Source organism: Streptomyces sp. NPDC030165 (assembly GCF_055573595.1).
Window position 1 is genome coordinate 213,084 of sequence record NZ_JBVIBD010000015.1, and the last position, 13,111, is coordinate 226,194.

General features: G+C 72.1%; 12 protein-coding genes. 6 read left to right on the forward strand and 6 right to left on the reverse strand.

Annotated features, from left to right (window positions below; all coding sequences use genetic code 11):
* Positions 1-3: 3 nt before the first annotated feature.
* Positions 4-705 (forward strand): pyridoxamine 5'-phosphate oxidase, encoded by a 702-nt coding sequence (pdxH, locus tag ACZ4Z1_RS27085; protein ID WP_468489215.1) that lies wholly within the window; start codon positions 4-6, stop codon positions 703-705.
* A 683-nt stretch (positions 706-1,388) separates the two neighbouring features.
* Positions 1,389-2,717, forward strand: coding sequence for a PAS domain-containing protein (locus ACZ4Z1_RS27090; RefSeq protein WP_468489268.1), 1,329 nt, complete (start codon positions 1,389-1,391; stop codon positions 2,715-2,717).
* 37 nt (positions 2,718-2,754) lie between these two features.
* Here ACZ4Z1_RS27090 and ACZ4Z1_RS27095 read toward each other — a convergent pair whose 3' ends face one another.
* On the reverse strand, positions 2,755-3,513 hold the full coding sequence (locus tag ACZ4Z1_RS27095) for an SIS domain-containing protein (protein ID WP_468489269.1): 759 nt from the start codon (positions 3,511-3,513) through the stop codon (positions 2,755-2,757).
* Between the two features lie 389 nt (positions 3,514-3,902).
* On the opposite strand from ACZ4Z1_RS27095, the gene ACZ4Z1_RS27100 reads away from it, so the two are divergent.
* The 3 genes from ACZ4Z1_RS27100 to ACZ4Z1_RS27110 all read left to right on the forward strand — a co-directional run bounded on the left by ACZ4Z1_RS27100 (position 3,903) and on the right by ACZ4Z1_RS27110 (position 7,502).
* Complete coding sequence (locus ACZ4Z1_RS27100) at positions 3,903-4,595, forward strand: metal-dependent transcriptional regulator (protein ID WP_468489216.1); 693 nt, start codon at positions 3,903-3,905, stop codon at positions 4,593-4,595.
* Between the two features lie 992 nt (positions 4,596-5,587).
* Positions 5,588-6,460 (forward strand): alpha/beta fold hydrolase, encoded by an 873-nt coding sequence (locus ACZ4Z1_RS27105; protein ID WP_468489217.1) that lies wholly within the window; start codon positions 5,588-5,590, stop codon positions 6,458-6,460.
* Between the two features lie 64 nt (positions 6,461-6,524).
* The gene (locus ACZ4Z1_RS27110) at positions 6,525-7,502 is read left to right on the forward strand and encodes an NAD-dependent epimerase/dehydratase family protein (RefSeq protein ID WP_468489218.1); all 978 of its coding nucleotides are present in this window, start codon (positions 6,525-6,527) and stop codon (positions 7,500-7,502) included.
* 88 nt (positions 7,503-7,590) lie between these two features.
* On the opposite strand, the gene ACZ4Z1_RS27115 is transcribed toward ACZ4Z1_RS27110, so the two are convergent.
* The gene (locus tag ACZ4Z1_RS27115) at positions 7,591-8,082 is read right to left on the reverse strand and encodes a MarR family winged helix-turn-helix transcriptional regulator (RefSeq protein WP_468489219.1); all 492 of its coding nucleotides are present in this window, start codon (positions 8,080-8,082) and stop codon (positions 7,591-7,593) included.
* A gap of 108 nt (positions 8,083-8,190) precedes the next feature.
* On the opposite strand from ACZ4Z1_RS27115, the gene ACZ4Z1_RS27120 reads away from it, so the two are divergent.
* Complete coding sequence (locus ACZ4Z1_RS27120) at positions 8,191-8,940, forward strand: dienelactone hydrolase family protein (protein WP_468489220.1); 750 nt, start codon at positions 8,191-8,193, stop codon at positions 8,938-8,940.
* A 922-nt stretch (positions 8,941-9,862) separates the two neighbouring features.
* Here ACZ4Z1_RS27120 and ACZ4Z1_RS27125 read toward each other — a convergent pair.
* The 4 genes from ACZ4Z1_RS27125 to ACZ4Z1_RS27140 all read right to left on the reverse strand — a co-directional run bounded on the left by ACZ4Z1_RS27125 (position 9,863) and on the right by ACZ4Z1_RS27140 (position 12,989).
* Entirely contained in the window at positions 9,863-10,027 is a 165-nt protein-coding gene (locus tag ACZ4Z1_RS27125; RefSeq protein ID WP_468489221.1) for a hypothetical protein, read from the reverse strand.
* Positions 10,028-10,038: 11 nt separating this feature from the next.
* Entirely contained in the window at positions 10,039-10,569 is a 531-nt protein-coding gene (locus ACZ4Z1_RS27130) for a hypothetical protein (protein WP_468489222.1), read from the reverse strand.
* Positions 10,566-11,402 (reverse strand): hypothetical protein, encoded by an 837-nt coding sequence (locus tag ACZ4Z1_RS27135; protein ID WP_468489223.1) that lies wholly within the window; start codon positions 11,400-11,402, stop codon positions 10,566-10,568. The genes ACZ4Z1_RS27130 and ACZ4Z1_RS27135 overlap by 4 nt, the downstream gene beginning before the upstream one ends.
* Before the next feature lie 153 nt (positions 11,403-11,555).
* Positions 11,556-12,989 (reverse strand): DHA2 family efflux MFS transporter permease subunit, encoded by a 1,434-nt coding sequence (locus ACZ4Z1_RS27140; RefSeq protein WP_468489224.1) that lies wholly within the window; start codon positions 12,987-12,989, stop codon positions 11,556-11,558.
* Positions 12,990-13,111: the final 122 nt, after the last annotated feature.

The window sequence follows — 13,111 nt, forward strand, 5'->3', positions numbered from 1 at the left end:
CGCATGCTGCAAGATGTGGCCGTGCACTCCGCCGACACGCCCACCCCGGACCCGCTCGATCCCTCCGCCATGCGGGCGCAGTACCGCGCCGAGGGACTCACCGAGGCCGAACTCGCCCCCAGCCCGTACGACCAGTTCGCGCGCTGGTTCAAGGAAGCGGCCACCAGCGGACTGCACGAGCCGAACGCGATGGTCGTCTCGACCGCTGACGCGGCGGGCCGCCCCAGCTCAAGGACCGTACTGCTCAAGCGGTTCGACGAGCACGGCTTCGTCTTCTTCACCAACTACAGCAGCCGCAAGGGCCGCGACCTGGCGGAGAACCCGCACGTCTCGCTGCTCTTCCCCTGGCACCCGCTGGCCCGCCAGGTCATCGTGACCGGCACGGCCGCCCGCATCGGCCGCGACGAGACCGCCGCGTACTTCCGCACCCGCCCGCACGGCTCCCAGCTCGGCGCCTGGGCCAGCGACCAGTCCGCACCGGTCGCCTCCCGCGCGGATCTGGAACGCGCCTACGACGACCTGGCGGCCCGCTACCCCGAAGGCGAGCAGGTGCCGGCGCCGCCGCACTGGGGCGGCGTACGGGTCGTCGCGCAGGCCGTCGAGTTCTGGCAGGGCCGGGAGAACCGCCTGCACGACCGGCTGCGGTACGAACGGGAAGCGGGCGGGGACGGTGGCGGCTGGTCCGTCGTACGGCTCGCGCCCTGAGCCGCGGCGGGTCCGGCCCCCGAGGAGGAGCGGGTACGGCTACGCGTCCGTGCCCGCGAAGGCGGACGGGCGGCGGGTACGGCTACGCCTGCCCGCCCGCGGACGCAGACGACCCGCGGGCTGCTTCCCCCGCGCCTGGGGCGCGAAGGGGCCGGTCGGACGAACCGGCAGCCCGCGGGTCGGGTGACTGCTGGGAATAGGCCGGCTGCGCAGCTGTCTCCTGCGCTGGTCCGGCGCTGCACACTGAGTGCGACGACGGGCCGCTAGCCCGCAGCCACCTCACGCGTCCGGTGCGAAATCATCTGCCGAACCACCTCCCTTCTCGTGTGCCCCACACCCTAGGAACCGGTGCGGCGGCCGCACAACCGAATTTCCGGCGGCCGGGATCGCAGGGATTTCCGCGAATGGGGTGTGGCCCGGGTCACGTTCCAGTTGAATGATCCGGCGTGCAGCACGTGCGGCCGCGTTCGTAGGGGGTGCCAGTGGCTGCTTCGTCTTCGTCGTCCTCCTCGTCGTCATCGTCGTCATCGTCATCGTCGTCCTCGTCGCACCGCTTCGAGCCCGTACCGCCCGGGGGACCGGGCCGCGGGGCGGACCGGGGCGGCCCGCCTCCGGACGACGCGCGCGCGGACGCGTGTACCGACACCGACCCGGACCCGCAGCCGGACAGCGACGACTCCGGCCTGCTCGCCGCCCTGCTGGACGGCATGGACGCCGCGCTGTGCGCCTTCGGCGCGGACGGCTCGGTCACGCACTGGAACCGCGAGGCGGAACGCATCCTCGGCTGGACGGCGGACGAGGCGGTCGGCCGCCCCGGGCTGGCCGGCTGGGCGGTCCGCAAGGAGGACGCCGACGAGGTGGAGGCCCGCCTGCTGGCGGCGTCCCGCTCCCCGGGGCGCCAGGTCCACGAGTTCGCGCTGCTGACGAAGGACGGGCGCCGCGTCCTGGTGCGTACCCAGTCCTCCGCGGTGCTCGGACCCGACGGCCGGGCGGCGGGCGTGTACTGCGCGTTCAGCGAGGTGCACACCCAGATCGACCTGGAACGTTCCATCGCGCTGAGCGAGGCGCTCTTCGTGGACGCCTCCTGGGGCGTGGTGCTGGTCGACGCCGACCTGCGGCCCGCCGTCGTCAACGCGCACGCCGCCCGCGCCCTCGGTATGGGCCGCACGGCCGTCCTCGGGCGCCCGCTGGGCGACCTGCTGACCCAGGGCGTGGAGGAGCTGGAGAGCGCCCTGACACACGTCCTCGCGGAAGGCACCCCGCCCGCCGCCGCCGAACTGTGGGTCACGCTCCGGTCCGACGAGGCCGAACAGACCCGCCGGTGCTGGCGCAGCGGCTTCGTCCGGCTGGCCTCGCCCCTGACGGAGGAGCCCGTACCGCTCGGCGTCGGCTGGCTCTTCCAGGACGTCACGGAGGCCAAGCGCACGGAACAGGAAGGCGCCCTGCTGCGCTTCCGCGCCCAGCAGCTGCACCGGGCGGGCCGGGCCGCGGGGGAGTGCGAGGACCCGATGGAGGCGGCGGCGGTCCACCTGGACTTCGCGCTGGCGGGATTCGCCGATCACGGGCTGGTCGACGTGGTGGGCAGCGGGGGTGAAACAGGTGCCGACAGCGGCCTGGGAGCTCCCTCCGAGGACGCGCCCACGCTCGTACGGGCCATCGCCTCACCCGCGGGCGCTCCCGGCCCTTCCGAGGCCGTACCGCCCACCGGGATTCCGGTGGCCTACGGAGCGGGCCACCCGGCCGCACAGGCGCTGGAACGGTGCGGCTCGGTACGGGCCGGCGCGGGCCCGGCGATCGCGGAGGGCTGGGCCGCGGCCCGCAAGTGGCCGGACGGCACCGTGCACGGCCTGTGCGTGGTACTGCGCAGCCGGGGGCGGACGCTGGGCGTGGTGACGTTCCTGCGCGGCCCCTCGCGGCGCCCCTTCGACCGCGCGGACGCGGCGTACGCGGAGGACGTCGCCTCCCGGATCGCGGCGGCCCTCGACCTGGCCGGAGGGGCGGCGGGGGCTTGAGAGGGCGGGCCCGGCGGCGACTGCCGGGCCCCGTCCGCTACTGCCGGTAGTAGATCCGGTCCGCGTACTCCCGCATCACCCGGCCGTTCCAGTCGTGGCCGCCGTCCACGTTCCCGGAGCGCAGCAGCGGCGGGTCGATGCCGCGGTCGGCCAGCACGCCCGCGGCGGTCGCGACGACGGACTGCATGATCGCGCTGGTGACGACCGTCGAGGCCGGGGCGAACGGCGCCTCGATGCCCGGCAGCGTCAACTCGGCGTCGCCCACCGGGATCTTGCTGTCCAGCACGATGTCACAGTGGTCCCGCAGATACGTGCCGGAGACGTGCCGTGACCTGGTCTCCTCCGCGTACGCCACCGACGTCAGCCCGATGACCTTGAGGCCGAGCGCCCGCGCGTTCATGGCCATCTCCACCGGCAGCGAGTTGCGCCCGGACAGGGAGATGACGATCAGCACGTCACCGGCCTCCAGCGGGCTGGTGTCCAGGACGGCTCCAGCGAGCCCGTCCACCCGCTCCAGCGCGCTGCCGAGCGTGGCGGGCCGTACGTCGACGCCGACGACGCCCGGGACGGTCAGCAGGTTCATGACGGCGAGGCCGCCGGCCCGGTAGACGGTGTCCTGCGCGGGGAGGGAGGAGTGCCCGGCGCCGAAGGTGAAGACGCGGCCGCCGGCCTCGACGGTGTCGGCGATGAGTGTCCCGGCGGCGCCGATCCGCTCGTCCTCCTCGTCGCGCACCCGGCGCAGCAGGCCGATCGCGGCGTCGAAGTACTGCCCGGCCAACCGGTTGCTCTCGCCCATCGCCGCGGGGCCCCTCTCGTCGGTACTCATCGGTCTTGTACGTTGGTCCTCGTACATTTGTCCTACGTTCTGACGCGCCCGGCAGTATGGGCCGGCCGACGGCGGCACGCACCGGTACGGGACGGTGGCGGTCCTGCCGGGGACAGCCGTGGCGCGGATCACGTTGCGGTCTGGACCAGTGCCCTGTCAATACGGTGTACGCCACCGCGCGCGGCCGGACGGAGACCTTCCGGCCGCCCCGGCGTCGCCCGGTTGCCGTCCCGCCGCAGGGCGGGCACCGCCGTACCGGGGCTCCGGGAGGGGCCGGCCGGAGCGGACGCGGAACCGTTGTCAGTGGGATGCGTCAGAATTGAGGTCAGGGCCACCGCACGACACATCAAGGGGCACGCATGTCCGGACTGATCGACACCACGGAGATGTATCTCCGCACCATCCTTGAGCTGGAAGAGGAAGGTGTGGTCCCGATGCGCGCCCGGATCGCCGAGCGGCTCGAACAGAGCGGCCCGACGGTCAGCCAGACCGTGGCGCGCATGGAGCGGGACGGCCTGCTCACGGTCGCGGGCGACCGCCACCTGGAGATGACCGAGGAGGGCCGCCGGCTGGCGACCCGCGTCATGCGCAAGCACCGGCTCGCCGAGTGTCTGCTCGTCGACGTCATCGGGCTGGAGTGGGAGCAGGTGCACGCCGAGGCGTGCCGCTGGGAGCACGTGATGAGCGAGGCGGTCGAGCGCCGCGTCGTGGAGCTGCTGCGGCATCCGACGGAGTCGCCGTACGGCAACCCCATCCCGGGCCTGGAGGAGTTGGGCGAGAAGGCCGAGGCCGACCCGTTCCTGGACGCCGGCATGGTGAGCCTGATGGACCTGGAGGCCGGCGCGGACGGCAAGACGGTCGTGGTGCGCCGGATCGGCGAGCCCATCCAGGCGGACGCCCAGCTCATGTACACGCTGCGGCGGGCCGGTGTGCAGCCGGGCGCGGTGGTCAGCGTGACCGAGTCGTCCACGGGCGTCCTCATCGGCAGCAGCGGCGAGGCGGCGGAGCTGGACTCCGAGATCGCCGCGCACGTTTTCGTGGCCAAGCGCTGACCTGCCTCCGCCCCGCTCCGCCCGGCTGACCTGGCGCGACGGCCGCCCCGGCGCAGTGCTCAACCGCTGTACCAACCGGCGGAGTTGGCGGAACGCGAGCGCGGCGGCCGGTGGCATGTCACGCTGGCGCTGAGCGTGTGCGCGACGGCTTGCCGAGGGCCGCGCGGCGATGCCGTACGGGCCCCGGCGGGCGTACGCGCACGCGACGACAGCGGGCTCATGACGTGTGGCGCCGGAGACCTGGGGCGAGGCGGCCGACGACGGACAGGGCAGGACCACACCTGCCGCCGCGGCCCTGGGTCGGGGAGGGGGCTCGGGTGAGGAGCACTCCGCCGCGACCCCACCCCCACGCCGGGACGCCGCCCCCGGTCGCGCGGCGCGCGAAGAAGCGGATGCGGTTGCGGACGCGTACGCGCAGGGCGACTTCGGGAAGTTGCGCGGACGGCGGGTGCGCGTGGCCGCCCTCCCCGTACAGCGGCCGTCGGCCCGGTCGCGGAAGCGTCGGCGTTCCCGGGCGACGCGGCTCGGCCCTCAATGCCTGCCGACGGCGGCCCGGCGACCGTGACTTTGAAAGTGACGGCGTTCCCGGGCGACGCGGCTCGGCCCTCAATGCCTGCCGACGGCGGCCCGGCGACCGTGACTTTGAAAGTGACGGCGTTCCCAGGCGCTGCGGCTCGGCCCTCAACTGCCCTCGATGGCGGCGCGGCGATCGTGGCCCCGGAAACGACCAGGGCCCCGGCGCTGCGAGCAGCCGGGGCCCCGCCTCCCCATGTCCCCCGCCCAGACCCGGAGCCCCGAGCTCTCAGGGTCTCTCCCCGTGGGCCCCCTTCCCGGTGGGGCCCGCCTCCCGCTACGTGTCTCCCCTCGGCGGGGACCGGCAATCCTTGGGTGTGGTCACCCGAACGAGGGTTATTGGGCGCAGAAACGACTTACTCGAATAGAGGTTCGATAGTGTGGGGCTGCTCAAGGACCGAATGGGGGTGCCAGGGCCCATGGTGCGGCGTATCGACGTGACGGGGACCGGCGGCGTCCGGCTCGCCGCCTGGGAGTTCACCGACCCGCCGAAGACCGGCCGGGCCGGGGAGGAAGGGGATCGCGGGCCCGGCGTACTGCTCCTGCACGGCCTCATGGGACGCGCGTCGCACTGGGCCGAGACCGCCCGCTGGCTCGGCTCCCGGTGCCGCCCCGTCGGCCTGGACCAGCGCGGCCACGGCCGCAGCGAGAAACCCCAGGACGGCCCGTACGACCGCGAGGCGTACGTCGCCGACGGCATCGCCGCCATCGAGCAGCTCGGCCTGGCGCCCGCCGTTCTGATCGGTCACTCCATGGGCGCCCTGACGGCCTGGCAGGTGGCCGCCCGCCGGCCCGACCTCGTCAGCGCGCTGGTCATCTGCGACATGCGGGCCTCCGCCCTGGGTGCGGCCTCGCAGCAGGAGTGGACGGACTGGTTCCGCTCCTGGCCGGTCCCGTTCGCCACCCTCGCGGACGTACGCAAGTGGTTCGGTGAGGACGACCCGACCCTGGAGCGGTCCAAGCCGGCCCGCGGCGAGTTCTTCACCGAGATCATGGCCGAACGTGCGGACGGCTGGCGCCCGGTCTTCTCCCGCCACCAGATGCTCACCGCCCGCGAGACCTGGGTCCATGACGCGCACTGGGAGGAGCTCGCCCAGGTGCAGTGCCCCGCACTCGTGGTCCGCGGCCTGGACGGCGAACTGGGCCGCGCTGAAGCCCAGGAGATGGTCCGCGTCCTCCCGCACGGCGTCTACGCCGAGATACCGGACGCCGGGCACTGGCTCCCCTGGGAAGCCCCCGAGGAGTGGCGAGGCGCCCTGGGCCCTTTCCTCGAATCCGTCCTCCCGGCCTGACCGCCGCCCCTCCCACCCCGAATTGCCTGCCGAGCCCGGCGGGACGCCGATAGTGTCGCCGACCATGCGCCTTCTTGTACTTGGCGGTACGTCCTTCGTGGGCCGCGCGATCGTCGAGGACGCCCTGCGTACCGGCGTCGAGGTGACCTTGTTCGGCCGGGGCCGCACCAACCCGGACCTGTTCCCCGGCCTGACCCGGCTCATCGGCGACCGCGACACCGGCCATTACGCCGCCCTGCGCGACGGCGGTTGGGACGCGGTCGTCGACGTCAGCGGCTACGTCCCGCGGCACGTCGGACAGGCGATGGACGCCCTGGGCGACCGGATCGGACGCTACCTGTTCATCTCCAGCCACGCGGTTTATGCCCGCACGGGCGTGGCCCCGGGCAGTGACGAGAACACCCCGCGCCGCCCACCCGTACGCGACACCGAGGAGCTGAGCGAAGCCACGTACGGCCCGCTCAAGGTGGCCTGTGAGGACGATGTGCTCGCCCGGTACGGCGCGCGGGCGACGATCGTCCGGCCGGGGAAGGTGGCCGGGCCGCACGACGCGATGGACACCTTCACGTACTGGGTCCGCCGCGCCGCACGCGGCGGCCGGGTGGCGCTGCCGGCCGACCCCGCCCAGCCGGTGCAGGTCATCGACTCCCGCGATCTGGCCCGCCTGGTGGTGCGGCTGCTCACCGACGACCGCCCGGGTGCCTTCCACGCCGTGGGCCCGGCCGAGCCGACGACCCTCGGCGAACTGATCGAGACCTGCGCGCGAGCGGCAGGCACCCAGGTCGAGATCGTGCCGGTCTCTCCCGAGGGCGCACCGGAGATGTTCCCGCTCGTACGCCCCGACTGGACGACCCAGCAACGCAGCGCGGCACGCGCCCGCCAGGCGGGCCTGCCCGCGACACCGCTGGAGGTGACGGCGGCCGACGTCCTGGCCTGGGACCGCGCCCGCGGCGGGCCATCGCTCCCCTTCGGCTACACCCCCGAGGAAGAACGGGCCGCCCTGGCCCAGCCCTTCACACCGGCTTCACGCCCCACCAGCTGAGCGGATGGGGGCTGGGGCGGGGGGGCTGGTCGGTCTCGGCCGGGGCACGACGTGTGCCGACGCCATGTCTCTCCCGAACCCGAACCACTCAGCCCAGTCGGGGCGTTCGGGTGTGGTGGTCCAGCAAGCGGGTGAGCACCTGCACGAACTGGTCGCGTTCGGCCGGGCTCAGCGGCGCGAGGAGTTCGTCGTGGAGATCGTCCAGGACCTTGTCGAGGCGACGCAGGTGGCGACGGCCTTGGGCGGAGATCGTGATGACGTTGCGGCGCCGGTCCTCGGGGTCCGGCGCCCGCTCGACGAGGCCGCGCTCGGCCAGTTCGTTGAGCACGCCGACCATGTCACTGCGGTAGATGCCGGTCCGCCCGCTCAGTGCCGCCTGGCTGCCCGGCCCGTGATCCTGCAATGAGGCGAGTACGGCGTAGTGCCACTTGCGGGCGTCGACCTGGGCCAGCCCCTCGCAGATCAGCCGGTCCGACCGCACGGTCAGCTGCGACAGCAGCCGGCTCGCCCGCCGACGCAGCCGGTCGGGCGTCCGGAGCGCGCCGTCGTCGGGCAGGTCCGCGGCCTCGGCTCTGATCATGGCGCAGATCCTACCCATTGCGTTAGTCAATCTAACGATGTACGTTCACTCGTCCGAAAACGTTAGTGCGACAAACGTTGTTCGAGTGAACTCCAAGGAAGGAAGAACTTGCCCACCAAGGCTCTTCGGATTCCCACCGCGGACGGCCAGGCCGACGCTTTCGCCGCCTTCCCCGACGGCGGCGAGCAGCACCCGGGAGTGCTGCTGTACCCGGACGCCTTCGGCGTGCGGCCCGTACTGAAGGAAATGGCCCGCGAACTGGCCGAGCACGGGTACTACGTGCTCGTACCCAACATCTACTACCGGACCCGCCCCGCCCCGGTGTTCGAACTCCCCGAACTCATCGGGGAAGAGGCCCGGCCAGCGATCTTCGCCGAGGTGATGCCCCTGGTCGAGGCGCACACCACCGAACGCGTCCTGCACGACGCCGAGGCCTACCTCTCCTTCCTCACCGCCCAGCCCGAGGCCAGCACCGGACCCGTCGCCGCCATCGGCTACTGCCTGGGCGCCGTCCTGGCGGTGCGCACCGCGGCGGCCCACCCCGGCCAGGTGGCCGCCGTCGCCGGATTCCACCCCGGCGCCCTGGTCACCGACGCACCCGACAGCCCCCACCGTCAGGTCTCCAAGCTGACCGCCCAGCTCCACCTCGGCCTCGCCGAGGGCGACATGACACCCGAGGCCCTCAGCGAGTTCCACCAGGCCCTGGACGCCGCAGGTGTCACCTACACCACCGAGGTCTACCCCGACACCGTCCACGGCTTCACCATGTCCGACACCGAAGCCTTCAGCCCCTCCGGCCTACAGCGCCACTGGGACCGCCTCCTCCCCCTCCTCACCCACACCCTGACCGACAACTGAGCCCCCGGCCCACCTGGACCATGGCCGGCCCGGACCATGGCCGGCCCGCCCGGCCATGCGTCTCCGGCTTCCCTTCGCTGTACGTACGATGCAGACACCGAAAGCCGCACCTCATCGCGGTCATCGACCGTGCGTACATCGTCCGTGTGCACATCGTCCGTGTGCACGTCGTCCGTGCGTGCATCCCCCGCGCGCAGACCTGGCGGCTGCGTTCCTCGGCTCCCCGGTCCGCTGCCGCTCACGTCCATCACGAGCATGCCCTCCGGCGCCGTCGTTGTGGACTTGCCCCGGGGCGGTGCACGGGCCCACCCCCTCCGGGCCGCCACTCTCAACGCGCATCTCTACCTTCCCCCCGCCCCCGCCCCCCTCCCACCCCCTCCCGCCCCCCCCGAGACCTACGAGGCCCGCAGGCGTGGCGGAGTTCGAGCTCACAGGCGTGATCGAAGCCGAACCACCGTGCCCCGGTGAGTCAACACCGCGCACCTGGGCGGGACGCGACACCGCACTCCCGAGCGTGACGACACCGCGTCCCGGGCGAGACGACACCGCACTCCCCGGCCGAGACGGCGCCGCGACCCGGGCGAGCGGTTTCGCCCTCAGGGTCCGGTCCCCCTCATGGCTCCGGCAGCCCACTCGGGATCAGCGGCCCCCATTGGCACGCCCGGCGTGCGTTGAGGGCTGACGGCCCGTTAGCTGACCGGGTTGATGTGGTTGCCGTACCGGCGGTGCCGGCCGTGATGTCCGGGAATCAGAGTGGCATTCCGATGCGTTCCGCCTGACAGTCACTTCTTGCGCCTCTGCCTCCTCCAGGAGACATCGCCCATGCTCCAGTCAGAGATCGACGCCGTCGTGTTCGACGTGCTCGGCACGCTCGTCGACGAAGCCGGCCGGTATCCGTGGCGGCATTCGTGCATTCGCCCCCTCACTCGAAGATTCCAAAGTTGAGCAGCTCTTGGTGTTGTGGCAGCAGCACATCGAACGCGAGCAATGTCGCACCGCCTGCGTCGCCCGCCCCGTCGGCGACCCGCCCACCTCCTCCGACCGGTTCGATCTGTATGCCGATGACCTGGCCGAACTGGCCGGTCAACTGGACTGTGCTTAAAGGTGATCGGTAGGCCGCCTATGATTCGCCGGCGTTGATCCGTGGCTGTATGTGGGCTCCTCCGTGTGGGTTGTTCGGCTGTTCGACTGTCGGGTTCGGGTCATTGCGCGTTGTAGTGGGAAGCAGGTGACGAGGACGTACAGGGCGAAGAGGGTGAGGGGGAGCAGGCCGACGGGGCGGATCAGGGCTGCCGGGTTGGCCTGTATCCACTGCCAGTTGCCGACCCAGTTCGCGGTGGCGTCGGCGATCATTACGCCGCATGCCAGCCAGGCCCCGGAACGGCGCAGGCGTATCACCAGGAAGGCGGTCAGCGGGTCGAGGATCACCAGGCTGGTGAAGAACACCTGTAGCGGTACCTGGGGGAAGACCGCGTAGGCGTGGATGCCGTCGCGCATCAGGTCGATGAGGTGGGCGCAGGTTCCTTGGGCGAAGCCGATCGCGTATGTCGCGGCGACCCACCGCGCCCATGTGGGTAGTTCGCCCCAGCGGTGTCTTAGGTGGTGGTGGGTGTGGTGGTTTGGGTTCATGGTGTGGGGTTGAGGTCGCGTTGGACTTGTGTGGTCAGGGAGTCGTCGGTCGGAAGGGAGCCGTAGCCGGTGGCTGACCACGTGCTGTGCTCGGGTGGGACTTCGAAGTACGGGACGGGGCGGCCCGTGAGGTGGTCGGTGAGCGTGTCCGGCTCACGGTGCGCCCGGACGGCTCGTATGCAGGTCGCGCAGGCAGCCACGCCCGCCTGGAAGCGTTCGTCGTTCACCGGCGGGCGCCACGGTATGCGCCGGATCGCGGGGCCGTGCAGCGGGTGGAAGAAGCACAGGGGGAGCGGGCCCGTGGACCGGTCGAGGGCTGCGTAGCCTTCGTGCAGGAGGGCGAATACGCCTGCCAGGTCGGGGACTCCTCGGGACTTCTTCAGCAGGGTGTCGGCCGTGGTACAGGCCTCGCGGGCTCGCTCCGAGGCAGCCGGTGCGGCCCTGGCGGTCCGTACATGGCCGGTCAGACGTGCGACTTCCTCGGTGGCACGCTCCCGTATCCCGGCCTCGTCGGCGCGGTACACGGCGGTGAAGACCTGCCGGGGGATCGACAACGGCTGGGCGAAGTCCCGCAGTCGCGAGCGGCGCCGGAGCAGGAGACCGACGGCCGCTATGAGCAGGAGCGGTCCGGCGACGAGGAGTAGGAGGCGGGGGAGGGAAGGGGAGAGGGAGGTCGAGGCAGAGGTGAAGGTGGAGGTCAGGGGTATTGCTTGCGTGGGGGTGGTGGTGAGTAGCGTGAGGATTGGTGTTGTCGTGGCGAGTGTTGCTGCGGTGCGCAGTGGGCGTTTGCTCGGCTGTGGTCGCTCTGCCGGCGTGCTTTGGGTCAGCCACATGCTTTCCCACCCCCGTTCGCCGGTTCTGCCGGCGGATTCGTCGATGTCTGTGTCAGCCAGGCGATCACTTCGTCGCCGTGTGTCATGACGGTACCGGCCGGTTTCTCGGCGTGGGGAAGCCTGTGGACAACCTTCGGCGGCGCCGGATGTCCGTCACCCGAGCGGGTGTTGGCGGCGGGGGAGCAGCAGGGCCGGGACGAGTGCCAGGGCCACCAGGGCCACTGCCCAGACGTAGGTGTGCTGGAAGGCGTCGGCGAGACGGGGAGCGAGAGCGCGCACCGCGTCGGCGGGCAGGCCGTGGACGGATTCGAGGCCGCCGCCTTCGCCGTGCGAGGCCGGAATCCGGCTGCTCATGGCGTTCGCGAGCAGGACGGACATCAAGGCGGCGCCCACCGAGCCGGCGAGCTGCGGGATGATGCTCAGCGTCGTCGAGGCGACCGGGAGACGGGCGTGGTCGATGCCGCGGGTGGCGGTGGCCATCGTCGGCATCATCGTCGTACCGACTCCGACGCCCATCACGGCGAGCGCGCCCGCGAGCACCCAGTACGGGGTGTCCGCCGCGACCTGCGTGGTGAAGGTCAGGAAGCCGACCGCGGCCAGGGCCACGCCGGCCGGGACGAGTCTGCCCGCCGGGACCCTGTCGACCAGGCGGCCCGCGAACTGCATGGTGATCCCGGTCGCCAGGACCTGCGGGATGCCCAGCAGCCCGGCGCCGGTCGCGCTCTGGCCCCGCACCACCTGGTAGTACAGCGGCATCAGCAGCATCGAGCCGAAGTAGCCGCAGACGAACAGGGCGAGGGTGGCGGCGGCCGGGCCGAACGGGCGGCGGCGCAGCAGCCGGAGGTCGATCAGCGGGGACTCGGCGGTCAGCGCCCGTACGACGAAAGCGGCGATCAGCGCGGCGCCCGCCAGTGTGGGCACCAGGGCGCCGGCGGTGGTGAAGGAACGCTGTTCCGCGCCGCTGCTCAGGCCGTAGATGAGGATGGCCAGGCCGGGGGAGAGCGTCAGCAGGCCGGGGATGTCCAGGCGGGGGCCGCGTGCCGGGATGTCGCGCCGGAAGACGCGGCCGGCCAGGACGAACGCCAGGACTCCGACGGGGATGTTGATCAGGAAGATCCAGCGCCAGGAGACCTCGTCGACCAGGTAGCCGCCGAGCACCGGGCCGATCAGGGGACCGACCAGTACGGGGATGCCGAGGACGCTCATCATCCGTCCCCGGCGGGCCGGATCGGACGCCTGGAGGAGGATCGTCATGCCGACCGGCTGGACCATGCCGCCCGCCAGGCCCTGCAGCACTCGGAAGGCGATCAGGGACTCGATGTTCCAGGCGAGCCCGGCGAGCGCCGAACCGAGGGCGAACAGGGCGATCGCGAGCATGTAGAGGCGTTTGGTGCCGAAGCGGCCGACGGCCCACGCGGTGACGGGGATGACGGTGGCCAGGGCGAGCGTGTAGCCGGTGGCCACCCACTGGATGGCTGCCAGCGGCGCGTGGAAGTCCGCGGAGAGGCGGTTGAGGGCGACGTTGACGACGGTGGTGTCGAGGACCGTCATCAGCGAGCCGAGGACGATGACGAAGGCCATCGCCATGACGCCGTGGTCCATGGCCCGGGCCCGGCCGCCCGTGCGGGAAGGTTGCGAATCCGCACGGGTTGCCCGGAGTTGTGCAGGCGTTGACGGCACTGGCGTTGGTGGCGTGGGCATGGCGGAGG